This window comes from Actinomyces wuliandei (assembly GCF_004010955.1).
GTDB lineage: Bacteria > Actinomycetota > Actinomycetes > Actinomycetales > Actinomycetaceae > Actinomyces > Actinomyces wuliandei.
This window is the reverse complement of the sequence record NZ_CP025227.1, coordinates 2,877,268-2,900,229: the sequence shown is the minus strand read 5'-3', so window position 1 is coordinate 2,900,229 and position 22,962 is coordinate 2,877,268. Positions and strand designations below refer to the sequence as shown.

The window sequence follows — 22,962 nt, the reverse complement described above, 5'->3', positions numbered from 1 at the left end:
CGCATGATGCTGAGGGCGAGCGCACGGTCAGTCAGGAGTGCCCTGGACCTGCAACGAGGCCCGGGACAGAGGCCGTGTCGCGGCGCCACGTGAGCACTTCCGCAGTGGAATCGCTGGGACCTACCAGGAGGTTCCCCGGTCGCTGCCTCTACCATCGCTCGGTGATGATGAGCTCCCGGACGACTCCAGGCAGGGCGGCACCTCCGGGTGCCGCAGCGCCAGGTGCGCGCGGGCGGGCCGTGCTGCTGGCGTCGTGCTGCCTGGTGGGGGTGCTCGTGCTGTGGTGGCTGTGTGTGGGCACCTACACCGGCCAGCGTCTGGAGGCGGCCGCCCTGGAGGGCTCTGAGATCGGCTCCCACTACGTCTCCGACCAGGCCCGCGCTCTCCTGTCCACCGTCTCCATGCCTGCGGCGGTGGTGCTGGTGGCGGTGATCCTCCTCGTTGGCTGGCTGCGTGGCAGCCACCGTCGTGCCCTGTGGGCCGTGGTCGCCGTGGTCGGGGCGAACCTGAGCACCCAGGTCATCAAGCAGTGGGTCCTGTGGCGTCCCGACTACGACATCACCGCGCGCTGGGACAACGCCAACACCCTGCCCTCGGGGCACACGACCATGGCGGCCTCAGCCGCCGTGGCCCTGGTGCTGCTCGCCGGGACCCGCTGGCGCACGGCTGCGGCCTGGGCCGGGGCTGCCGCCACGGCGGCCATGGGGTACTCCACCCTGGTGTGCCAGTGGCACCGGCCCTCCGACGTTCTCTCGGCCGTGCTGGTGGCCGTCGCCTGGGGCGCGGTGGCGGTCGCAGGTGGAGCATGGCAGGGCGGGGACCGGGACCCGGGTGGGCGCGGTGGCCAGCATGATGGCGGCCAGCGCGGCAGCGCCCACAGCGACGGGGGTGCTGGCAGCGGGGCAGCCGCAGCCCGGGGCTCGCAGCGGCTGTGGAACACCGTGCTCACGGCCGCAGGAGCCGTGGGCTGCGTCGGTGCCGGTCTCCTGGGGGCGTGGGTGTGGTCGCGCAGCGCCGCCCCGCTGACGCGGTGGGACCTCTTTGCCGCCTACACCACGGGGTCGGTGGCGACTGTCGCCGTGTCCTGCCTGGCCCTGGGCGCCCTGGTCGGCCTGAGCGACTGGCGGGCGCGGGACCGGACGCGATAGGGCGGCGGCAGGTCCCGGTCCGGGTGCGATTACTGGGTCTCACCGGTAGGCAGGCTGATGGTGAAGGTGGTGCCGTGGTGCACGGGGTCCTCCTGCAGGGTCGTTGACTCCACGGTCAGCGTCCCTTGGTGGGACTGCACGATCGCCAGGGCGATCGACATCCCCAGGCCGGTGGAGCCGGTGCGGCGCCCGCGGGAGGTGTCTCCACGTGCGAAGCGCTCGAAGAGGCGCTCACGCAGGGCGGGCTCGATACCGGGCCCGTCGTCGGAGATCCGCACCACCAGGTGGCTGCCACGGCGCAGCAGGGTCGTGGTGACCCGTGTCCCCGGTGGGGTGTGCACGCGGGCGTTTGCCAGGAGGTTGACCAGGACCTGGCGCAGCCGGGGCTCGTCTCCCATCACCAGCGGCGGCTCGGGGACGAACTCCTCGAACTCCTCGGGCTCCTGGCCCTCGGGGGGCTGGGAGGCCTGGAGGGTCCCGGGGCCCTCCCTGGCGGGAGGCTCCAGCGCCTCCAGGACCAGGTCCCAGTCGTGGTCGGGGCCTGCGGCGCGCGCGTCGGCCACGGTGTCGACCAGGAGACCGACCAGGTCCACCTCCGTGAGCACCAGGCCGCGCCCCGCGTCCAGGCTGGCCAGCAGCAGCAGGTCCTCCACCAGGGCCGTCATCCTCAGGGACTCCGAGTGCACCCGTTGCAGGGCGTGCTCGGCCTCCTCGGGCAGGTTCGCGTCGGCCCCCTCGCGCTGGATCAGCTCGGTGTAGCCACGGATGGACGCCAGGGGCGTGCGCAGCTCGTGGGAGGCGTCGGCCACGAACTGGCGCACCTGCGTCTCCGAGCGCTGGCGGGCGCTCAAGGCGTCCTCGACCCGGTCCAGCAGCGTGTTCAGCGCGGCTCCCACCTGGCTGACCTCTGTGGAGGAGGCCAGGTCCTGGGCGGGCACGCGCTCGTCGATGGAGACCTCACCGCGCTCCAGGGGCTGGGAGGCCACGTGCTGGGCGGTGGCGGCCACCCGTTCCAGGGGTGCCAGGGAGGACCTGACCATGCTCCTCCCAGCCAGGGCCACCACGAGTGCCCCTACCAGCGCGATCCCGGCCTCGATGAGCAGCTGGGTGCGCACCAGCCTGTTGTCGTCCTCCGTGGACAGGCCGGTGATGACGACAGCGCCGGAGTCGTCCTCGGTGGCCACCACCCGGTAGTCACCCAGGGAGGTGATGCTGACCGTCATGGGGTGACCGTCGGTACGAACTGGCAGCAGGTCGGCGTAGGCCTGTGAGGGCAGGCTGACGTAGCGGCCCTCGGCGTCGATGTAGGTGGCGCTGCTTACGGAGCCTGAGACGATAATGACGGTCAGCGTTCCCGTGGACTGGCCTGCGGCGTCCACCCCCGGGGCCACCTCCTTGTTGCCTCCGAGCTCGCCGTCCCCGGTCTCGGTGCCCTCGGGAGGGACGGGACTGCTGGGGACCGATAGCGTGGGGCACTGGTCTGAGGGCTCCTCGGCGCTGCCCGTGCCAGTATCAGTGGCGGCACCAGCGGGGCTGTCGGCGCCGGGGCACTGGAGCGCGCCCGCCGGTCCCTGCTCCAGGCCGTTGCGGCGGTTCGCGGCCCGCTCGGAGGCGGCAGCCAGCTTCTCGTCGAGGTGGCCGGTCAGCGTGTAGCGAAGGGTGAGTGTGGAGACGGCGCTCATGAGCGCAGCGGTGACAAGGACCAGGCCGAGCACGCCGAGCACGAGAGTCGTGCGCAGGCTGCGCAGCCGTCGCGGGCGCGGGAGGCGTGCGGAGGGGACCTGGCCGCCCTGTCCCGTGCGGCCAGGCAGCGGCTCGGGCGGCGGTCCAGGGGATGGCCCGGGGGATGGCCCGGGAGCTGCTGCCGTCACGAGGGCCTCAGGGGTTCCTGACTGAGGAGCCTGCCGGGGCCTGCGCTGCGGCGCCCACGGCCGTCGCGGGTTCCTGGGAGCGCCCCGCAGCGGCTGGTGCGTCAGCGGCGGGCTTGAGCACGTAGCCGACACCGCGCATCGTGTGGATCATGGGCTCCCTCCCCTTGTCAATCTTGCGGCGCAGGTAGGAGATGTAGAGCTCGACGATGTTCGCCTGCCCGCCGAAGTCGTAGTTCCAGACGCGGTCCAGGATCTGTGGCTTGGACAGGACGCGGCGCGGGTTGCGCATGAGGTAGCGCAGCAGCTCGAACTCGGTGGCGGTGAGGTGGATCTCGTCCTCACCCCGCCAGACCTCGTGGGAGTCCTCGTTCATGCGCAGGTCACCGACCTCCAGCAGGGAGGCGGGCTTCTCCTCGCTGGCTCCCGACCGGCGCAGCAGGGCACGCAGCCGTGCCACGACCTCCTCCAGGGAGAAGGGTTTGGTCACGTAGTCGTCGCCTCCGGCGGTCAGCCCGGCCACCCGGTCGGAGACGGCGTCCTTGGCTGTCAGGAAGAGGACGGGTACCCCGGGGGTGTGGCCGTGGACGCGGCGCATGACCTCCAGCCCGTCGAAGTCGGGCAGCATGACGTCGAGGACGATGACGTCGGGCTGGATCTCCTGGGCCGTCCTGACCGCAGCCGTCCCCGTGGCGGCCGTGGTGACCTCCCAGCCCTCGTAGCGCAGGGCGCTCGCCAGCAGGTCGGCCAGCATCTGCTCGTCGTCGACCACGAGGACGCGCACGGGAGACCCGTCCGGACGGGTAAGAGGCTCAGGGGTGGTGCTCATGCCGCCAATTCCAGCATAAGGCTGCTGGATTCCTTCGAGTCGTCACCTGGGAGAATGCTGTGTTATCAGGTTGGGACCACAAACAGCCACATGTCTTGGCGGTGTATGAAATGCTGGAGCGGTTGCGCCGTGCGACCGGTCGCCCTGTGCCAGAAACCAGGGCCCACGTCAGGCGGAGCAGCATCCGGGTGGCGGCGTCCGCGCGGTGATCCGGTTTTGGTGCAAAGAATCAAAGTGTCGGCGCGGGAGCCCGGTGGACACGTGCCCCTGTGCCTGCTCCTGCCCTGCCAGGCCGCCGTGCCAGGCCGTAGTCCTGCTGTTCCATCAGGGCTGTGGCAGCGTAGTCTCTTGTACCTGACCGGGTCGCCTCCCGGCTGCGTGGTGCGTAGACCAGCGCACCACCGGCTGCGGCCCGCCATCCTCATAACTACGCTACCAGGAGAGTCATGGAATACGTCGATGGCAACGAGCGCCGCTTCGGTGCCGAGGACCTGTTCTTCTCGACCACGGACGCCAAGGGCGTCATCCGCAGGACGAACGGGGTATTTGACTCGCTGTCCCGCTACAGCCCTGAGGAGCTGGTCGGCGCTCCGCACAACATCATCCGCCATGACGACATGCCTGCGGGCGCCTTCAGGCTGATGTGGGACGAGCTGGAGGCAGGACGGCCCGCGTGCGTCTATGTCCTGAACAGGGCCAAGGACGGGCGGGACTACTGGGTCTTCGCCACGGTCGTCCCCCTTGCCGACGGCTACCTCTCGGTCCGGGTCCGCCCCAGCAACCACGCGATGTTCACCCCAGTCAAGGAGATGTACGCCCGGGTCCGTGCCGCAGAGCGCGACTACGCCGACCAGGGGCACGGACGTCGTGAGGTGGCTGACCACGGTGCCAGCCTGCTGTCCGAGGAGCTCAGCCGGGCGCAGTTCCATGGCCTGTACTCCTTTGCCAGGGCGGCCCTGCCGCGAGAGCTGGCCCTGCTCGTGGTCGAGGGCGTGCGCGTGCCCCGCCGTGCGGAGTCGGACAGCCCCATGTCCACCATCCTGTCCACCATGGCGGTCATCGAGCGGGACACCGACGAGCTGATCTACCAGCTCAACGAGTACCAGGAGCTCATCAACGGGCTGGGGGCGTGGGCGGCGGGTGTGCGCTCGGTGATCGACCGGGCCAACCGCGTGGGGGCGCTGGTGGGGGAGGTGACCAGCCCGGACCAGGAGTCCTCTGTGCCGACCGTCTCGGAGCGGGTCAGAGAGCGCGGCGCCCAGGCCGTGGAGGTCCTCCAGCAGCTGAACTCCTCGCTGGTGGCTCTCTACGAGGTCGCCTCCGAGGTGCGCTTCCGCTCCTCAATGATGCGCCTGCACACCCTGATGACAGGGATCTTTGCCGCTGCGGTCCTGGACAAGGCGGAGGCCGACTCCGCCGACGCCATCAGCGACCTGGCTGAGGCGCTCCTGGTGGACCTTGAGCCGCTCGCGCCCTCCTGCCAGAACGCTGCCGACCTCGCCGAGCGCCTGGACGCGGACCTGCGGTCGGTCGTCAGCAACCTCGACCGGGTCAAGCGTCCGTTCCAGCGCTGGATCCGGGCGCTCCAGGACGAGGGCGCCCAGCCTCTGGCTGAGGGCGTGGACGCTGCGGCGGTGCTCCAGGAGGCGGTCGAGCTCGGGGAGCAGGGCTTCCCGGAGACCGCCTCCCTGGCCGAGCTGGCGGCGAAGGCGCGCGGGGTCGTCGTGACCCTGGACGAGCCCGTTATCCGTGAACGTGTCTCCACAGTTCGCCAGGCCCTGGCGCAGATGGGGGGATAGCCGCTGGCGAGGGTGACCGCCAAGGCCGGGGCATGTCGTGACAGTGCCGGGGTCCTGACGGTGCCAGGGCGGGGCGCAGCGGATCCCCGCTGAGCGTCATGTTCCACTGACTAGAAGAGAGCACCCATGGAATCGCAGATCGGATACGAGCGACTGTTCGACCCGCAGGACATCTTCTTCTCGACGACGGACCTCAGGGGCGTCATCCAGAACACCAACAGGACCTTTGATGTCCTCTCCCGCTACTCGCGTGAGCGCCTTATCGGGTCGGCCCACAATATCATACGGCACCTGGACATGCCTGCGGGCCTGTTCCGGCTCATGTGGGACGACCTCCAGGCGGGCAGGCCCGTGTGCGCCTACGTCGTCAACCGGGCGGTGGACGGCCTGGACTACCGGGTCTTTGCCACAATAGTTCCTCTGCGTGACGGATTCCTCTCGGTGCGGATCAAGCCGATGGATGTCAGCACCCGGACCCGGGTGGAGGAGGCCTACCGGCGGGTGCGGGCCAAGGAACGTGAGCTGGCCGCCCGTGCGGCCTCACGGCGGCAGATCGGCGAGTACGGTGCCCAGGAGCTGTCCACCGAGCTTGCCGCCCTGGGATTCGGCTCCCTGCACGAGATGACCGAGGCTGCTCTGCCCCGTGAGGTGGCGGCGCTGGTGGCTGCGGGGGTGCGTGTACCTGCTGCGGCCCCGGACGTGCTGGGGCCGGTGGCCCGCATCCTCAGCACCGTGGCCGTGATCGAGCGGGAGACCAACGCCCTGGTCTACGAGCTTGACGAGTACATGCGCCTCATCGTCGCCATGGAGGCGGCGCACGACTCCATCGCGGCGGCCCGGGGGCGGATCGTGCGTATCGGCCAGCTGGTCTCCCAGGACGGTGGGGGTGGCGCGCGTACCCGGGCGCAGTCCCTGGCCGAGCGGATCAGCGAGCTGTCTGGCACTGCGGGCAGCGAGCTCGGCGGGCTGCCCCGGCGCCTGCACTCCATGCACGAGGCGGTCACACGGCTGCGCTTCGCCGTAGCCCTGATGCGGCTGCTGACCCTCATGGTGGGGCGGTTCGCCCAGTCTATCCTGGACGGCTCGGAGGAGGGCGCCGTCCGCTCGCTGACAGACCTGTGCGAGGCCCTGGAGTCCGGGGTCGCGGACCTGGGGCCTGTCCTGCGCAGTGTGAGCACCCAGGTCAGCGAGCTGGACGACGCCCTGCGCGTGGTCACCTCCAGCCTCGACCGCGCTGCCCGCCGCCTGGGCCAGTGGGTGGACGCCCGCAGCGGCAACGGGGTCTCCGGCTCCCCCGTGGTGGATGAGGTCGCTTCCCTGGCGTCCCAGGGATTCCCCGAGGTGCGGTCTCTTGCCCAGCTTGCTGCGGAGTGCCGAGGACTGGGCCTGCCCTATGACGAGGCCGCGACCACGCAGAGGCTCGCCGCGATCCGTGGCGCGCTGTCGGAGCTGTCCTGACGGCTGGCTGACCGGGTCTGGGCGTGCGGTTCCCGGCGTGGCGGCGGGTGTGGCCCGCAGCAGCCGTGGCTCCCAAGGCCTCTTCACGGCCTCGCCACGGCCTTACGGCCGTCTCCACAACGACGTGGCTGCTACGAGGTGCTGGCGGCCGCGATACGTTACAGTCGGCCGGGAGGGGCCGTCCCTGTCGGTTCCCGACCGGCTCCCGGACGTCTGGGACGCGTAGGCGTGCCTGGTTGTGAGGCTGATGCACAGCGGGGTACAGGCGTGTCCTGGCTGAGGGCCTGCCGGTCGGCCTGTCTCGCCACCACCCGTCACGCCCGTCTGTGAGGAAGGTCGCCCGTGTCCACCAAGCTCGTCATCGTGGAGTCCCCCAACAAGGTGCGTTCTATCGCCGGGTACCTCGGGGAGGACTTTGACGTCGAGGCCTCTGTGGGTCACATTCGCGACCTGCCGCAGCCCTCCGAACTGCCTGCCTCGATGAAGAAAGGGCCCTACGGCAAGTTCGCTGTGGACGTGGAGGACGGCTTCACCCCCTACTACGTCGTCAACCCGGACAAGAAGAAGACGGTCGCCCAGCTTCGGAAGGCGCTCAAGGGGGCTGACGAGCTCTACCTGGCCACGGACGACGACCGGGAGGGCGAGGCGATCGCCTGGCACCTCCTGGAGGTGCTCAAGCCCACGATCCCGGTCAGGCGCATGACCTTCACGGAGATCACCCGTGAGGCGGTGGCCCGCGCCCTGGACAGCACGCGTGACCTGGACACTCACCGGGTGGACGCCCAGGAGACCAGGCGCATCCTGGACCGGCTGGTCGGCTACGAGGTCAGTCCGGTCCTGTGGCGCAAGGTCCGGGCGGGGCTGTCGGCCGGGCGGGTCCAGTCCGTGGCGACCCGCCTGGTGGTGGAGCGTGAGCGTGAGCGCATGGCCTTTACCTCGGCCTCCTACTGGAGGGTGGAGGCTGAGCTGAGCACTGTGCTGCCCGGGAGCCCGGACACCCCAACGGCGTCTGCGCCGTCCCAGCAGGAGTCCCAGGAGCAGCACGACTCCGTCTTCTCTGCCCGTCTGACCACGCTGGACGGACGGAGGGTGGCCACCGGGCGCGACTTCAACGACGACGGCCAGCTGCGTCCGGCCGCGCTCAAGGCCTCCGTGGTCCACCTGCACCAGGCGGGGGCGGCTGCCGTCGCCGAGGCGGTCGGTCGCGGGCGGCCGCGAGTGGCCTCTGTCGAGGACAAGCCGTACAAGCGTCGTCCTGCCGCCCCGTTCACCACCTCGACCCTCCAGCAGGAGGCCTCGCGCAAGCTGCGGATGAACCCCCGTGAGACGATGCGTGTGGCCCAGGGGCTGTACGAGAACGGCTTCATCACCTACATGCGTACCGACTCCACGGTGCTGTCCTCCCAGGCTGTGGAGGCGGCCCGGACCCAGGTGGCCGAGCTCTACGGCTCCCAGTACCTCCCGCAGCGTCCCAGGGTCTACGCCTCCCGGGCCAAGGGCGCTCAGGAGGCGCACGAGGCGATCCGCCCCGCTGGTGACCACTTCCGCACCCCGGCCCAGGTCACCAGTGAGCTCAGCGGCGCCCAGTTCCGCCTCTACGAGCTGATCTGGAGGCGCACCGTGGCCTCCCAGATGGCTGACGCCGTCGGCTCCACCGCGACGGTGACTGTTGAGGTGCCCCTGACCCCTGCGGCGGGTGGCTCCCGGGACGCCGGGCCGACGTTCTCAGTGGCGGGGCTAAGTGCCTCGGGCACGGTCATTACCTTCCGTGGCTTCCTGGCAGCCTACGAGGAGGGGCGTGACGCTGAGCGCTACGAGGACTCCTCCGGGGCTGGCAAAGCTGGCACGGGCAAGGACGTGCGCCTGCCTGCCATGACGCAGGGCCAGGACCTGGCAGCTCTCAGGGCTGAGGCCTCCGGCCACGAGACCACCCCGCCTCCCCGCTACACGGAGGCCTCCCTGGTCAAGGCCCTGGAGGAGCGTGAGATCGGGCGTCCCTCTACCTACGCCTCGATCATGTCGACGATCTCCGACCGTGGCTACGTGGACCACCGTGGGCAGGCCCTGGTGCCCACGTGGCTGGCCTTCTCTGTCACCCGCCTGCTGGAGGAGAACTTCGCCGAGCTCGTCGACTACGACTTCACTGCCTCCATGGAGAGGGACCTGGACCGGATCGCCGCTGGTGAGGAGGACCGGGTGGCCTGGCTGTCCCGCTTCTACAACGGCTCGCAGGGGGGCGGTGGCGCCGAGGGTGCTGAGGACGCTGAGCGTGCTGAGGGCACTGCGGACCTCGGGGGCGCCGAGGATGATGGGGGTACCGGGGGCACAGAGCTGACGCTCCACGGACTCAGGGGGCTGGTTGCCGGGCTGGGGGAGATTGACGCGCGGGCGGTGAACTCCATTGAGCTCGGTGAGGGCGTGACCTTGCGGGTAGGGCGTTACGGCCCCTACCTGGAGGACGCTGAGGGTCGGCGGGCGAACGTGCCTAGCGACGTCGCCCCCGACGAGCTCAGCCTGGACAAGGCGCGCGAGCTGTTCGCCCGCGCTGCCGACGACGGCCGCGAGCTGGGGACCGACCCGTCCACCGGTCACATGATCATCGCCAGGGACGGCCGCTATGGGCCCTACGTGACCGAGGTCCTGCCTGATGAGGAGGGTGCTGACGGTGCCGCAGCGACGGGCACGGACGACCAGGCTGGTGAGATCGCGCAGAAGACTGGGAAAAAGACAGCGAGGAGGACGAAGGCCGCCAAGCCTAAGCCGCGCACGGCGAGCCTGCTGAGGTCGATGGACCTGGCTACGGTCACCCTGGAGCAGGCCCTCGACTTGCTCAGCCTGCCTCGGGTGGTGGGGCAGGACCCGGAGTCCGGGGAGGACATCACTGCTCAGAACGGCCGCTACGGGCCTTATCTGAAGAAGGGGTCGGACTCGCGGTCCCTGGAGGCCGAGGAGCAGATCTTCTCCGTCACCCTGGAGCAGGCCCTAGAGCTGTTCTCCCAGCCGAAGCGTCGCCGAGGGCACTCTGCCGCGCGACCTCCTCTGCGCGAGCTGGGCACGGACCCGGCCACGGGGCGTCCTGTTGTCATCAAGGACGGCCGCTTTGGGCCGTACTTCACCGACGGGGAGACCAACGTGACCGTGCGCCGGGGCGACGACCCTGCCACAGTCACTGCGGAGCGCGCCTACGAGCTGCTGGCTGAGAAGCGGGCCAAGGGGCCTGCTAAGAAGCGCAGCACCCGTAAGACGGGTGCCAGCAGCAAGGCGGGCACTGGCAAGGCAGGTGCCAGCAAGGCGAGCACCCGCAGGACGGCGGGAGGCACGGCCGGGGCCCGTAAGGCCGCAGGCGGCGGGGCGACGTCAGGGGCCGCCAGCACCACGTCAAAGACTGCCAGCGTCAAGGGGGCCAGTACCAGGACGGCCAGTGCCGAAGGGGGCGGTCGGGGCTAGGGCGGCTGGTAGCGTCGTGGTGGCTTCCTGCCTCGTTGCCGGGGTCTGGTCAGCACTGAGCTGAGGCGGCTGGTACCAGGGCCGCTGGCACCACCTGGGGCGGAGCGGTGGGCGGTGCGCGGTGGACCGAGATGTACCAACTGCCGAAATGTACCAAATCGTCAGAGAACGACTGGCACGTCGGTCATCTGTGAGGATTGGGCATCTATGAGGATGTGGTCGTTTTCGAGGACTCGGCCCTGACGCCTGTGTGCCTGTTGTGGCTGTTCCAGCCTGTCCTCCAGCCCAGTGGTCGTCGAGGGCGTGGGGCAGGCGGCCGCACCGAGGCGGCCTCTCTCGGACACGAGGCCAGTGGTCGTCGTGGGCATGGGCCAGGTTGGAGGCCTCCACACCGTGCAGCGGGCCTGTAGCGGTCGTCGTGGGCATGGGCCAGGTATAGTTGTTATGGCTGTTCCAGGTGGGGTGGAGTAACGGGGGTTTGCCTGGCGCGGTTCAGGCCTGGGTGGAGACCGTTTAGCACAGGTGGAGCGGTGTGAGCCAGGCTCACACGCCCGGGGTGGGAGCGCTTCGGCAAGGAGTTCCCCCGGAGGAGTGCCAGGCTCACACGCCCGGGGCGGGAGCGCTAGCGCCCCTGCGTGCAACTGAGGCGGGTCACGCGTTCAGGGCACGAGGCTACTGGTCTGGTCGGGCACGGCGCTCGGGGTGGGAGACCGTCAGGGTGAACTGGAATGAAAGCGGCTCCTGTTGACGTCTTTCGGCCTGGCGAGACTCGTGGCAGCCTACCTTGCACGATTCCCGCTGAGGTGGAACTCACTCAATGGATATCCACCCTCCACCCAGAAAATGCGATGGGAAAGCACAGTATCAAGGTCTTCTGGTCGAGGTGTGGTTTCCGGGTGTTGTCCTGTCGCTGATCTGCGACAGGCTCGCGACGCGGCCGCGTCACGCGGTCACTAGGCTTCACAGCGATAGCGCGGTGAGTGTTCCCGCTGCGGTGAGCGTCCCTGGAAAGGAATCCCTGTGCGTGCTTCTTGCCCTTCTCGTGTCTCTCGATACCTGCTGGCCCCTGCCGCAGCTCTTGTGCTGGGGCTGTCCCTGACGGCCTGCTCGGTGGCGGTCGGCGGCTCCGATGACGGTGGGGCTGACTCTCCAGGTTCTGGTGACGCCACCACCGAGGCGGCGCAGGGCCAGGACGGCTCCAGTGGCTCCGACAGCGCCAGCGGCTCGGCAGACTCTGAGGGCGACGCTGGCTCGGGCACCTCCGGCAGCGACCCCTCCGACATCACCGATCCTGGCTGGCAGGACGCCATCAGCAACGGGACCAGGCAGACCGTCTCCGGCTCCTACGCCGTCTCGGGGTCGGGGGAGAGCGTCAACCTCGTGGGTGACCTCGACGGTGAGCTGGGCGTCCTGGGCTCTGAAGTCACGGTTGCTGCGGAGAACGTGGGCACCCTGGCCGTTGCGGGCAGCGACGTCACCGTCTACGTACGCAGCGTCAGCACGGTCATGATCACTGGCTCTGACGTCAAGGTCTACTGGCTCAGCGGCACTCCGGACGTCACCGACATGGGCTCCGGCAACATCGCCACCCAGATCGGCTAGGACTGAGGTAGTCCAGCTCCTGCGCTGCCCCTGGCGGCGCTGGCGCCCGGCCTGGTCAACGCCCCCGGTCGCTGTGGCTGGCATCACGGGGGCGGTGTCAGTGGCTGGGGCTGAGGTTGCCGAGCGCCCCCAGGACTCACCGAGCACCACCGAGGAGGATCGCGCCCATGTCAGCGCCCACCCCTGTCCCGTCCGCTCCACAGTCGGTTGCGTCCGCGACTTCTGCGGCCCCCACGGCCCCCACGGCCACCGTCCTGCTCGTGGACGACGAGTCAGCCATCCGCCGCTCGCTGGGTCCCTACCTGGAGCGCAGCGGCTACCGGGTGCTTCTGGCCTCTGACGGTGTGGAGGCGCTGGACCTTCTTGCGATCCGCGACGTCGATATTGTGGTCTCCGACGTCCTCATGCCCCGTATGGACGGTCGTGAGCTTGTCCGCCGGGTCCGGGCGGATGGGGCCTGGACCCCGATCATCCTCCTGACCCAGGTGGACGCCTCCTACGAGCGGGTCTCCGCGCTGGACGACGGTGCCGACGACTATCTGTCCAAGCCTTTCGACCCGGCCGAGCTGGCCTCGCGCATTCGGGCGGTGCTGCGCCGCACCCAGGGGAGCACCCAGCCGCTGACCTCCGCACCGCGCCTGGTGGCCGGGGACCTGGTGCTGGAGCGCGCCTCCCGGCGGGTGACGCTCGCGGGCAGGGAGCTGTCGCTGACCCCCAAGGCGACCATGCTCCTGGACTACCTCATGAGTCACCCCGGTGAGCTGCACACGCGTGAGGCCTTGCTGGCGGCCCTGTGGGGGATCGACTTCGCCGCCTCGACGCGGGCGGTGGACCACCGTGTCCGCGAGATCCGTAAGGTCCTGGGGGACGCGGCCGCGCAGCCCACCTACGTCGAGACCGTGCCCTCGGTGGGGTACCGGTTCCGCGCCAGGGTCCACGCGTGAGGGGCGCCCTGTCCGCGCCTGCGCCTGAGGATGCTCGGGCGGCTGCTGCCGTGCCGGGGGCGTCGAGCACGTCGGAGCCGCCGGGCGCGCCAGGTGCGTCCGAGGTCACGGGTCGGGCCGCCTCCTCGCGCAGACCCAGGCTCGGGGCCTGGACCCTGGCTGTGCTCGTCGTGGTCGTGGCGACGGGGGCCGCGTCCCTGACCGTTCCGCGCACCACCATCACCCTGACTGCGACGCTGCCACTGGTCGTGCTTGAGACGGGCGCGGCCCTGCTGGCCCTGGCCCTGGTCGTGGTCCTGGTGCGCCGACGCCTGCGCGTCGCCGGTGAGCGTGCACGGCGTCAGGCCCAGGAGGAGGCCTGGGCGCAGCACCAGCAGTTCCTGCGGCGCCTGGACCACGAGCTGAAGAACCCCCTGACCGCCGTGCGGGCGGCCGTGGCTGACCTCCCTCGGACCTCTCCCGCCGACCTGCCCGCCCGGGCTGACGTTGTAGACGCCCAGGCCCGCCGCATGGGGCGCCTTGTGGCAGATCTGCGCAAGCTGGCGGACCTGGAGACCGCGCCCCTGGTCCTGGAGGACGTGGACCTGGCGGAGACCGTCCAGGACGCTGTCCAGGCTGTCGCCGAGGAGGCTGCCTCCAGGAACCAGGTGGTCCACATGCGTCTGGACCTGCCCCAGGTGCCCTGGCCCCTGCCCCACGTGCGTGGCGACGGTGACCTGCTCTACTCCGCGATCTACAACGTGGTGTCCAACGCCGCGAAGTACACCCTCCCGGGAGGTGTTGTCGAGGTCCGAGGCCGGGAGGAGGCGGGCACGGTGGTGGTCGAGGTGGCTGACACCGGTATCGGTGTGCCCACAGCAGACCTGCCCGTGGTGTGGAGCGAGCTGGGACGTGCGGGCAACGCCCGCGGCCTGCCCGGCTCCGGGCTGGGCCTGTCGCTGGTGGCCACGATCCTGCGTCGTCACGGTGGCCGGGCGAGGATGACCTCCCGGCAGGGCATGGGCACACGGGTGTGGCTGTCCCTCCCGGTGGCGGGGCCGTCTGTCGCAGGACTGCGACAGCGCAGAGACGACAACGCGATAACGAGCCCATAGAGTCCCTCCCATGACACATCGCTCCCCTGTACGGCGCTCGGCAGCCCTGGCTTGTGCGCTCCTGACCGCCGTCTCCCTCACTGCCTGCTCGTTGACTGCTGGCGGACCCTCCAGTGGCGACTCCTCCGGCAACGGCACAACCTCCGGCGCCGGGGCAGCGACCCGGGAGCCGGACGGCACAGCGGGCTCCTCGGGGTCCTCGGAAGGTCCGGCCTCGCCCACGCCTGGAGGGGACAACGCAGTGCCTGGATACGCGCTGGGGGAGATCCCGCCCGTCCCCATGTTCACGCTGCCCGACCTCAGCCTGCTCACCGAGTCCTCTGACGTGTTCACCCCCGACCTGACCCAGGAGGTCGCCTCAGTCCCCGGGGTGAGTGTGGGGCCTGCCCGCTGCGAGGAACCGGGCGTGCTGGCCTCGGGCTCGGGGCACACCGTGCTGGGTGGTGACGGCTCCGCAGTCACCTCCTCCGAGGGCTCCTCCACGACCAACAACGGTGACGGGTCGGGCACGTACTCTGACCCCACAGTGACGATCACCAACAACGGTGACGGGTCGGGCACGTACTCTGACCCCACGGCGACGATCACCAGCAACGGTGACGGGTCGGGGACCTACTCCGACCCCACCCTGTCCGTGACGGTCAACGGTGACGGGTCGGGCACGTACTCTGACCCCACAGTGACGATCACCAGCAACGGTGACGGGTCGGGCACGTACTCTGACCCCACAGTGACGATCACCAACAACGGTGACGGCTCAGGGACCTACTCCGACCCCACCCTGTCCATCACCAACAGCGGCGACGGGACCGCCCTGGTCAGCGGTCCCATCGAGACCCTGACCGTGGACGCCGACCCGCTGCCGCAGGTGGGCAAGGTCGGCTCCTTCCCCTCCATCGACGCCATCCAGCCGGTGACCTCCTGCGGGACGCTCATCACCCTGGAGGACAGCGTGCTCTTTGACTTCGGCTCCTCCGAGGTCCGCGACGACGCCTCCCAGACCCTGGGCAGCCTGGCCACGGTGCTGACCGGCTCGGGCGCCCCGGCCATCCAGGTCCACGGCCACACCGACTCCGTGTCTGACGAGGCCTTCAACCAGACCCTGTCCGAGGAGCGGGCCCAGGCTGTCGTCGAGGAGCTGACCAGCCAGGGTGTGACCGCCTCCATGGAGGCCACCGGCTACGGAGAGACCCAGCCGGTCGCGCCCAACGAGAACGAGGACGGCTCGGACAACCCGTCGGGGCGTCAGCTCAACCGCCGCGTGGAGGTCTTCATCCCCACCTTCTGAGCCTGACTGGTGGGCTGTCCCTTATCTGATCTGAACCGGAGTTTGTTGTGAACCTTGTGACCCGTTTCCGTCCTGTCCTGGCTGCTGGCGCCGCTGCGGCCGCTGTGGCCCTGAGCCTGGGGGCCTGCTCAGTCTCCGTGTCCTCACCGGGAGGGGGTGACGACTCCCCGCACTCCTCCCAGCCTGCCCAGGAAGATGCGGGCGCTGAGGCTGCGCAGAGCAGCGAGAGCGTTGAGACCGCTACCGAGGTCTCCCCTCGTTCTGCCGAGGCTGAGGAGTCTCGGCAGGACCCGGCGTCCCAGGCCTCTGAGGTCCAGGTGCGCAGCAGTGCGGAGGCGTCTGAGCAGGAGGGGACTGACGCGACGCCCGGTGCCCGGGAGGTCGGGGAGGAGGCAGAGACGGGCTTGGGTTCCTCGGACCGCCCAGGCGCCTCGGCGACCATTACCGACTCGGACTGGTTGTTTGAGGAGGAGTTCATTGACAAGACGCAGGGGTGCAACAACGGCCCGCTGCTCATCAACCAGGGCAATGACGGGGTGCGTGTCGAGGGCGACTGCACCACCCTGACTGTCACCGGGTCGAATGCGACGGCGATTGCCGAGTACGCCGACACGGTCATGGTCAACGGCAGCAACATCAAGGTCTACATTCGTGACGTCAACCGGGTGGTCGTCAGCGGCGGCAACAACACCGTGGTGTGGGCTGGCAGTACCCCGACGGTCGAGGACACCGGATCCAACACGGAGGCACGCCCCACGGAGAACGACTGACCTCCTGCCCCAGGCTGAACCCTACCCACCCTCTTCTTCTGCACATCTTCATGCCTGCCTGGCCGGGATCTGGCGCACGGTTCGGTGTGACGACGCGGAGGAAGGGTGCCTCACAAGGTTGAAGATGTGCAGCGCGACCTGTGCTGCACATCTTCAACCTCTTTCTGTAGGGGGCCAGCCGTGAAGATGCGGGTGCCCAGGGGTGACCCTGGCTCAGATCCGCGTGATATCAGGGATCGGTCGGCTTCTGCCAGGACAAGGCGGCTCTGGGAGAACAGATGCCCGTGCTGAAGATGTGCAGCAAGCGGGAGGTCGGCCGGAGGAGGTGCGGTAAGGACCCGGCGGGTGCCGAGCGGCTCTGACTTGACACACTCCTGTCCATACTGTCTATAGTGTCTATGTACGGAAAGGAGGTGTCATGCCGCTGACGGTTGTCCTGTCGAACACGGCGGGAGTCCCCATCTACGAGCAGATCGCCCAGCAGGTGCGTGACGCGATCCTGACCGGGCGGGTCGAGGCTGACGAGGCCCTGCCCTCCATCCGGGCGCTGGCCCGGGACCTGCGCGTCAGTGTCATCACCACCACGCGGGCCTACTCCGACCTGGTGGCTGAGGGCTTCCTCGCCAACGTCCCCGGCAAGGGGTACTTCGCCCTGCCCCGCAACTCCGAGCTCGTGCACGAGCAGGTCCTGCGGGAGGTGGAGGAGCACCTCGACCGCGCGGTCGAGCGGGCCCGCCTGGTCGGGCTCAGCAGCGAGGAGCTGCACACCATGCTCGACACCGTCATGACGACGTCCCAGAGCCCCGGCGGGGAGCCGGGCGAGAACACGAAGGAGAGTCAGTGAACCCCATTGAGGTCACTCACTTGACCAAGCACTACCCAGGCTTCAGCCTGGACGACGTCACCTTCTCGGTGCCGCAGGGGTACGTCACCGGGTTTGTCGGCGCCAACGGCTCGGGCAAGACCACGACGATCAAGGCCGTCCTGGGCATGGCCCTCCCGGACTCCGGCACGGCTGCCTGCCTGCCGCACGAGCGCGTCGGTGTCGTCTTCGACACCGTGCCCTACCACGCTGAGTGGCGGGTGATGGATGTCGAGAGCGCCCTGGCGCCCTTCTACCCCACCTGGGACCGTGAGGTCTTCGCCCGTGAGGTGGCTGCCGCCCGGCTGCACCCGCAGCGCAAGGTCAAGGAGCTCAGCCGCGGCATGGGCACGCGCCTCCAGGTCGCCGCAGCCCTGGCCCACGACCCCGACCTGCTCATCCTCGACGAGCCCACCGCCGGCCTGGACCCCCTGGCCCGCACGGAGGTGGCCGACGCGCTGGCGCAGTACATGACGACCAGCAGCCACACGGTTCTTTTCTCCACCCACATCACCACTGACCTTGAGCGCCTGGCCGACTACCTGGTGGTCCTCAACCAGGGCCGGGTGGCAGCCAGCGGGACGACGCAGGACGTCCTCGCCTCCTTCCGGGTGGTGCGCGGCACTCCTGAGCACCTCACCGGTGCCGTGCGGCAGGTGAGCCTGGGCGTGCGCAGCACGTCGCTGGGCTGGGAGGCCCTCATGCCCACCAGCCAGGCCCAGGCCCTGGCTGACCGGGCGGTCGTCGAGACGCCCAGTATTGAGGAGCTTGCCGTCTACATCGCCAAGGAGGGAGGCAGCCGTGGCTGAGGCGAGACAGGCTCGTGGCGCGGTGCGCGGCAGCACCGCCATGAGCACGGTCATGGCGGCGGTCCGCCTTGACCTGCGCCTGGTGCCGACGTGGTACCTGCCTCTGGTAGGGGTGGTGTACCTGCTGTGGGTGTGTGCTGGCTGGCTGGCCCGGCTCCTTGGGGAGGGGACTTTTTCTTCTGACCAGAGCCCGGTGACGAACCCGGTGGTGTGGTGTGCGGTGCTGGTCGTTGCTGTACCAAGCGTCCAGGTATGGACTGCCAGCGCCGACCGGATGAGGCTGCTGCACGGCATGCTGCCGCTGAGTCGGCGCGACATCCTGCGGGCGCGTTACACGCAGCTCCTGGTGTCCTTGGTGGTGCTGCTCGTCGTCATCGTGGGTGCGCAGTCCGCCAGCGTCGGTCTGGGCGTCCAGGGGTGGGGCGGTGCCCTCGGGGTGTGGGTGCTGGTGGCGCTGGCGCTGGTGGCTGTCCCCCCGCTGGTCCTTATGTACGGTACCGGTGAGACCGGGCAGTGGGTGCTCCGAGGTTTCATGGTGGTCTGGCTCGGGTTCTGGGCTGGGGTTGCTGGTGTGGTGGAGGAGAGCGGCCAGCCGCTGGTGGCCTCGCCGGAGGGACTTGTGGGACTGGCGGCCCTGGTCACGGTGCTCGGTGCCGTGGGGCTCTACGGGTCGTGGTGCCTGAGCCTGCGTCTGAGCTCCCGTCAGGACCTGTGAGCGGGATCGGCGAGGCTGTCACTGTCAGGTGCCACATGGTTGCCGCAAGGTCGCCACGCGGCGCGTGGACCCGGGTGCTGCCGGACGACGGGAAAGCCCGGGAAGGACCGGGAAAGATGAGGAAGAAAGAGTTAAGGACATGAGCGTGGAACAGGGAGAAAGGGCGACGGGTGCGATGGGCGCCCCCGATGTGCAGACGAGGGTTGCTCGGGTGGCTGCTACGCAGCCGCCTCGTGGGCGGGACCAGGTGACCGCCCGTGGGCGGGCTCCGGTGGGTGCCGGTGAGGGCAGCCGCCTGGGCGGCCTGCTCAGGATCGTCAGGCTGGACTGGGTCCACGTGAGGCGGCGTGGCTGGGCGGCCGTGGTGGTCTCGTTACTGGTCTTCCTGGCGCTGCCCGCCCTTCCTGCCTTCAGTGACGGGAGCATGGTGGGTGCCGCCCACGCGGGGTACGCAGGGGCGGGCTTCTCACTCGTCTCCGCCTCGTGGATGTCAGGCCGCAGGTACCACCTGGACGGACTGTGCGCTGCCCTGGGGGTGCGGCGCGGTGAGGTGGTTGCTGCCCGCTACCTGGTGCTGCTCGCCTTCCTCGCGGTGGCCGTCCCGGTCTCCTTCCTTGCCACCACCGTGGCTGCCGGTGCCACGGACCCCGACCTACGGGTCTGGCTGCAGTGGGTGGTGGTCACCTTCTTTATGGTGGTGGCCTTCAGCTGCCTGCCGCCAGTGTGGGTGTCGCTGGGTCGGTCCAGCCTGGGCGCTGTGCTGCTGGCCTGGGTGGCCTGCGTGGTGGGCTGCGTCCTGGTCCTGGCCGGGCTGAGTGCCCTCGTGGCCTGGGCGGGTGCCTCGTGGCCGCTCCTGGACCCGGACTCTGCCTCCCTCCTGGCGGTGGTGGCCTGCGCCGCAGCAGTGGTTGGGGTGGCGGTGTTGGCTGGGTCCTGGCGCTTCACGCTGCGGGCGTACGCGCGTCAGGACCTCTAGGGCTCTAGGGGCTGCCGACGCGCGGCGAAGGCGGGCGGGCAGCGGCAGGGGCGACAGGAGTGACGGTGACAGATATGACAGGGCTGGCGGAGACAGTGGGAGCGGCGCCGTGGGGGGTGTTCAGGATCCACCCAGGCGACCCCATATTGTCGTGATGGGCATGATGTTACTATCTCGGCCGTTTGCGTTCCCACCGGTCATGAAAGGAGTGCTCTCATGCACACACGCCGTCTGCACACACGCCGTCTCGTCGTCGCGGTAGCCACCGCCACCGTGCTCCTGCTCGGTCTCGTCCCCGCCAGCGCGGCGCAGGAGCCCCCGCCCTCCCCGGAACCCCCCTCGGTGACTGTGAGCACCCAGGTGGCGCAGGTCGGCAGCTACGTGACCTTCTCCGACAAGCTCGCCTGCCAGCCCGCCCCCGACGCCGAGGGGGCCGGTGAGGCCGGTGAGGCTGTCGTCCGCCTCGACGGTGAGGTCGTGGCCACCAGCGGCGTCGGTCAGCTGAGCGGAGGCTGGCTCGCCTCGGTCAAGGTTCCTGACCAGCCAGGGACCTACACCTACGAGGCCACCTGCTCCGGCCCCGGGGGCACCGTCACCTACGCCCCCCAGGAGGTCCGGGTCCTGCCCACCCGGCCCGAGGGCGTGAGCGTGCAGGTCGGGGAGCCCGTCCGTGAGGGCTGCACCGTGTCGGTGCCGGTCACCACTACCGGGGCCTACACCTTCCAGGCCAGGGTCTGGGACGACCAGGCCCTGCTGGAGGAGACCACCTGGGACACCCAGGACGACACCACGACCGTCATCAGGTGGACCATCACGGGCCGTCCCGACCCCACCTTCCCTGACGACATCTTCCTCAGCGTGCTCGTCAACGGCAGTGTCAACGTCAACGATGAGGAGCCACGACGGGCCGGAGTCTCCGTGTCCTACCCAGACGAGGTCGCTGACGAGTGCTCTGCCGCCGTTCCTGTGACCGCCGTCCTGGCCGAGGACCCCACCAGCCTGGGCGCGGGCCAGACGGTGACGGTCCAGGGTGAGGGGCTCCTCTCTGGCGAGGACGTGGACGTGGTCCTGGAGAAGACCGGCGAGCGCGTCGGCGGCGTCTCCACGGGCGCCACCCCTCGCAGCCGCACCGGGCAGGACCCCTACTCGGTCACGGCCACGCTGCCTGGTGACCTGACCCCCGGTGACTATGTGCTGGTGGTCCAGGGAAGGATCTCGCAGCGCACGGCCCGGCTCCCCGTCACCGTGCTGTGACGGGGCCTGCGGCCTGCGCCGTCCCGGGCTGCCCGGCTACCCTGAGGGCGTGACCATCTCAGCCGACCGTCCTGTGACCAGCGACCCGCCCGGTGAGCCCGGGAACCAGCACGAAGGGCGTCACACCCACCAGGGAGGGGACGGAAGACGCCGTGCCCCTCAGGGTGCCAGGACCGGTGCGGGCCGTGTCGGCCACGGCGGGCACCGCCCCGGGCTGTTCATCTCCTTTGAGGGGGCCGACGGCGTCGGCAAGACCACCCAGCTGACGCTCCTGGCCGACGCCCTGACCGCAGCGGGGGTCGAGGTCGTCGTCACCCGGGAGCCGGGCGGCACCGAGCTCGGCTCCGACGTGCGCCGCCTCCTCCTGCACGGAGGCCACGTCGACCCGCGTGCGGAGGCCCTCCTCTACGCTGCGGACCGTGCCCACCACGTCGCCACGCTCGTGCGCCCCGCGCTGGAGTGCGGTGCCGTGGTGCTCACCGACCGCTACCTCGACTCCTCCGTGGCCTACCAGGGGGCGGCCCGCAGCCTAGGTCCCCACGAGCTGCGCGACCTGTCCTTGTGGGCCACCAGCGGGCTCCTGCCGGACCTGACGATCCTGCTCGACGCCGATCCCGACCTGGCCTCCCGCCGTGCGCAGGACCGTGGGGAGGCTGACCGCATGGAGCGTGAGGGGGCGGGATTCCGTGCCGCGCTGCGGGAGCAGTTCCTTGCCCTGGCCGCCTCTGAGCCCGAGCGCTTCACCATTGTCAACGCCGCCCGCAGCGTGGACGAGGTCGCCGAGGACGTCACCTCCGTCGTGTGGGGGCTCCTGTCCTCCACCGGTCGGGCCAGCGGGGACGGGGCCGCATGAGCGTGTGGGGCGAGGTGGTCGGCCAGGAGGCGGCGGTGGGTGTCCTGTCCGCAGCCGCCCAGGCGGCCCGTGTCCTCGCCCAGCGACGCGAGGACACGGCGGGCCCGGCGGCCCCCGGCCGCCCGGGTGGCTGGGGCGGCTCCGGTGCTGGCGGCCCGGGCGCGGGCGACTCAGCCATGGCCCACGCGTGGCTGGTGACCGGGCCGCCCGGCTCGGGGCGCTCCAACGCGGCGCGGGCCTTTGCCGCCTCCCTCCAGTGCACGGGGTCGGCCCCTGGGTGTGGGCGGTGCAAGCCTTGCCGTGACGTCATGGCGGGGTCGCACCCCGACGTGGTGCGCGTGGCCACGGAGAGGCTCATCATCACCATGGAGGAGGTCAAGACTCTCGTCGGAGAGGCTCAGCGCCGCCCCTGGACCGGGCGCTGGCGGGTCATCCTGGTGGAGGACGCGGACCGTATGGCGGAGCGCACCACCAACGTGCTGCTGAAGTCCGTCGAGGAGCCCCCGCCGCAGACCGTGTGGCTCCTGTGCACGCCCAGCGCCGACGACGTCCTGCCCACCATCCGCTCCCGCTGTCGGCTGGTGACCCTGCGGGTCCCCCCCACCCAGGCGGTCGCCGAGCTCCTCGTGCGCCGCGACGGTGCCGACCCCGACCTGGCGCAGCGGGCGGCGCGGGCCAGCCAGTCCCACATCGGGCTGGCCCGCCACCTGGCCACGGACCCCGGCGCGTGGCAGCGCCGACACCGGCTGCTCATGGCGCCGGTGTCGCTGCGCAGCGTCGGCGACGCGGTCCTGGCAGCCGCCTCCCTGGTGGAGGCGGCTGAGACAGAGGCCAAGGAGGCCACGGCGGAGCGTGACGCCCGGGAGAAGGCGGAGCTCACCCGTGCCCTGGGCCTGGAGGAGGGCGGGAAGGTCCCGCCCTCCCTGCGGGCCCAGCTGCGTCAGCTGGAGGAGGACCAGAAGCGCCGCGCCCGTCGGTCCCGTACCGACGTGCTGGACCGGGCCATGACCGACCTGCTGTCCTTCTACCGCGACGTGCTCGCCACCCAGCTGGGCAGCGACGTGGAGCGTGTCAACATCGACCTGGCGGACACGGTGGACCAGGTGGCCCGCACCACCGGCGCCCCGCAGTCCCTGGCGCGGATCGCCGCCATTGAGGAGTGCCGCACCCGCCTGCGCTCCAGCGCCGCCCCGCTGCTGGCGGTGGAGGCCCTCATGGTCCAGCTGCGCCCCCAGGCCTGACCGGC

Annotated in this window: 18 protein-coding genes; 16 read left to right on the top strand and 2 right to left on the bottom strand. The window is 70.1% G+C overall.

Annotated features, from left to right (window positions below; genetic code table 11):
• The first annotated feature begins 164 nt into the window (after nt 1-164).
• Complete coding sequence (locus CWS50_RS11975) at nt 165-1,148, top strand: phosphatase PAP2 family protein (protein WP_180342368.1); 984 nt, start codon at nt 165-167, stop codon at nt 1,146-1,148.
• A 29-nt stretch (nt 1,149-1,177) separates the two neighbouring features.
• Here CWS50_RS11975 and CWS50_RS11970 read toward each other — a convergent pair whose 3' ends face one another.
• Both CWS50_RS11970 and CWS50_RS11965 read right to left on the bottom strand, forming a co-directional pair.
• Entirely contained in the window at nt 1,178-2,830 is a 1,653-nt protein-coding gene (locus CWS50_RS11970; protein WP_127843447.1) for a sensor histidine kinase, read from the bottom strand.
• 196 nt (nt 2,831-3,026) lie between these two features.
• Nucleotides 3,027-3,845, bottom strand: coding sequence for a response regulator transcription factor (locus CWS50_RS11965; protein ID WP_243118335.1), 819 nt, complete (start codon nt 3,843-3,845; stop codon nt 3,027-3,029).
• Between the two features lie 446 nt (nt 3,846-4,291).
• On the opposite strand from CWS50_RS11965, the gene CWS50_RS11960 reads away from it, so the two are divergent.
• The 15 genes from CWS50_RS11960 to CWS50_RS11890 all read left to right on the top strand — a co-directional run bounded on the left by CWS50_RS11960 (nt 4,292) and on the right by CWS50_RS11890 (nt 22,957).
• Nucleotides 4,292-5,644 carry a PAS domain-containing protein gene (locus CWS50_RS11960; RefSeq protein WP_127842975.1) on the top strand — a complete coding sequence of 451 codons (1,353 nt, stop codon included), beginning with the start codon at nt 4,292-4,294 and terminating at the stop codon, nt 5,642-5,644.
• A gap of 126 nt (nt 5,645-5,770) precedes the next feature.
• Nucleotides 5,771-7,102 carry a PAS domain S-box protein gene (locus CWS50_RS11955; RefSeq protein ID WP_127842974.1) on the top strand — a complete coding sequence of 444 codons (1,332 nt, stop codon included), beginning with the start codon at nt 5,771-5,773 and terminating at the stop codon, nt 7,100-7,102.
• A 342-nt stretch (nt 7,103-7,444) separates the two neighbouring features.
• Nucleotides 7,445-10,549, top strand: a complete 3,105-nt coding sequence (topA, locus tag CWS50_RS11950; RefSeq protein ID WP_127842973.1) for a type I DNA topoisomerase — start codon at nt 7,445-7,447, stop codon at nt 10,547-10,549.
• A gap of 1,020 nt (nt 10,550-11,569) precedes the next feature.
• On the top strand, nt 11,570-12,151 hold the full coding sequence (locus tag CWS50_RS11945; protein WP_127842972.1) for a DUF3060 domain-containing protein: 582 nt from the start codon (nt 11,570-11,572) through the stop codon (nt 12,149-12,151).
• A 167-nt stretch (nt 12,152-12,318) separates the two neighbouring features.
• Nucleotides 12,319-13,095 (top strand): response regulator transcription factor, encoded by a 777-nt coding sequence (locus CWS50_RS11940; RefSeq protein ID WP_127842971.1) that lies wholly within the window; start codon nt 12,319-12,321, stop codon nt 13,093-13,095.
• Complete coding sequence (locus CWS50_RS11935; RefSeq protein WP_243118334.1) at nt 13,092-14,189, top strand: sensor histidine kinase; 1,098 nt, start codon at nt 13,092-13,094, stop codon at nt 14,187-14,189. Before CWS50_RS11940 ends, CWS50_RS11935 begins: the two co-directional genes overlap by 4 nt.
• A gap of 10 nt (nt 14,190-14,199) precedes the next feature.
• On the top strand, nt 14,200-15,477 hold the full coding sequence (locus tag CWS50_RS11930) for an OmpA family protein (protein ID WP_127842970.1): 1,278 nt from the start codon (nt 14,200-14,202) through the stop codon (nt 15,475-15,477).
• Between the two features lie 47 nt (nt 15,478-15,524).
• Complete coding sequence (locus CWS50_RS11925; protein WP_127842969.1) at nt 15,525-16,247, top strand: DUF3060 domain-containing protein; 723 nt, start codon at nt 15,525-15,527, stop codon at nt 16,245-16,247.
• 418 nt (nt 16,248-16,665) lie between these two features.
• Complete coding sequence (locus CWS50_RS11920) at nt 16,666-17,091, top strand: GntR family transcriptional regulator (protein WP_127842968.1); 426 nt, start codon at nt 16,666-16,668, stop codon at nt 17,089-17,091.
• A complete protein-coding gene (locus CWS50_RS11915) occupies nt 17,088-17,918 on the top strand; it encodes an ABC transporter ATP-binding protein (protein WP_127842967.1) in 831 nt (276 codons plus the stop codon). The genes CWS50_RS11920 and CWS50_RS11915 overlap by 4 nt, the downstream gene beginning before the upstream one ends.
• Nucleotides 17,911-18,633, top strand: coding sequence for an ABC-2 transporter permease (locus tag CWS50_RS11910; protein WP_127842966.1), 723 nt, complete (start codon nt 17,911-17,913; stop codon nt 18,631-18,633). The genes CWS50_RS11915 and CWS50_RS11910 overlap by 8 nt, the downstream gene beginning before the upstream one ends.
• A 211-nt stretch (nt 18,634-18,844) precedes the next feature.
• The gene (locus tag CWS50_RS11905; RefSeq protein WP_164860144.1) at nt 18,845-19,609 is read left to right on the top strand and encodes an ABC-2 transporter permease; all 765 of its coding nucleotides are present in this window, start codon (nt 18,845-18,847) and stop codon (nt 19,607-19,609) included.
• Between the two features lie 216 nt (nt 19,610-19,825).
• Nucleotides 19,826-20,863 (top strand): hypothetical protein, encoded by a 1,038-nt coding sequence (locus CWS50_RS13055; protein WP_164860143.1) that lies wholly within the window; start codon nt 19,826-19,828, stop codon nt 20,861-20,863.
• A gap of 214 nt (nt 20,864-21,077) precedes the next feature.
• Nucleotides 21,078-21,716: a dTMP kinase gene (gene tmk, locus CWS50_RS11895; RefSeq protein ID WP_243118570.1), complete on the top strand. Its 639-nt coding sequence runs from the start codon at nt 21,078-21,080 to the stop codon at nt 21,714-21,716.
• Nucleotides 21,713-22,957 (top strand): DNA polymerase III subunit delta', encoded by a 1,245-nt coding sequence (locus CWS50_RS11890; protein ID WP_127842964.1) that lies wholly within the window; start codon nt 21,713-21,715, stop codon nt 22,955-22,957. Before tmk ends, CWS50_RS11890 begins: the two co-directional genes overlap by 4 nt.
• Nucleotides 22,958-22,962 lie beyond the last annotated feature (5 nt).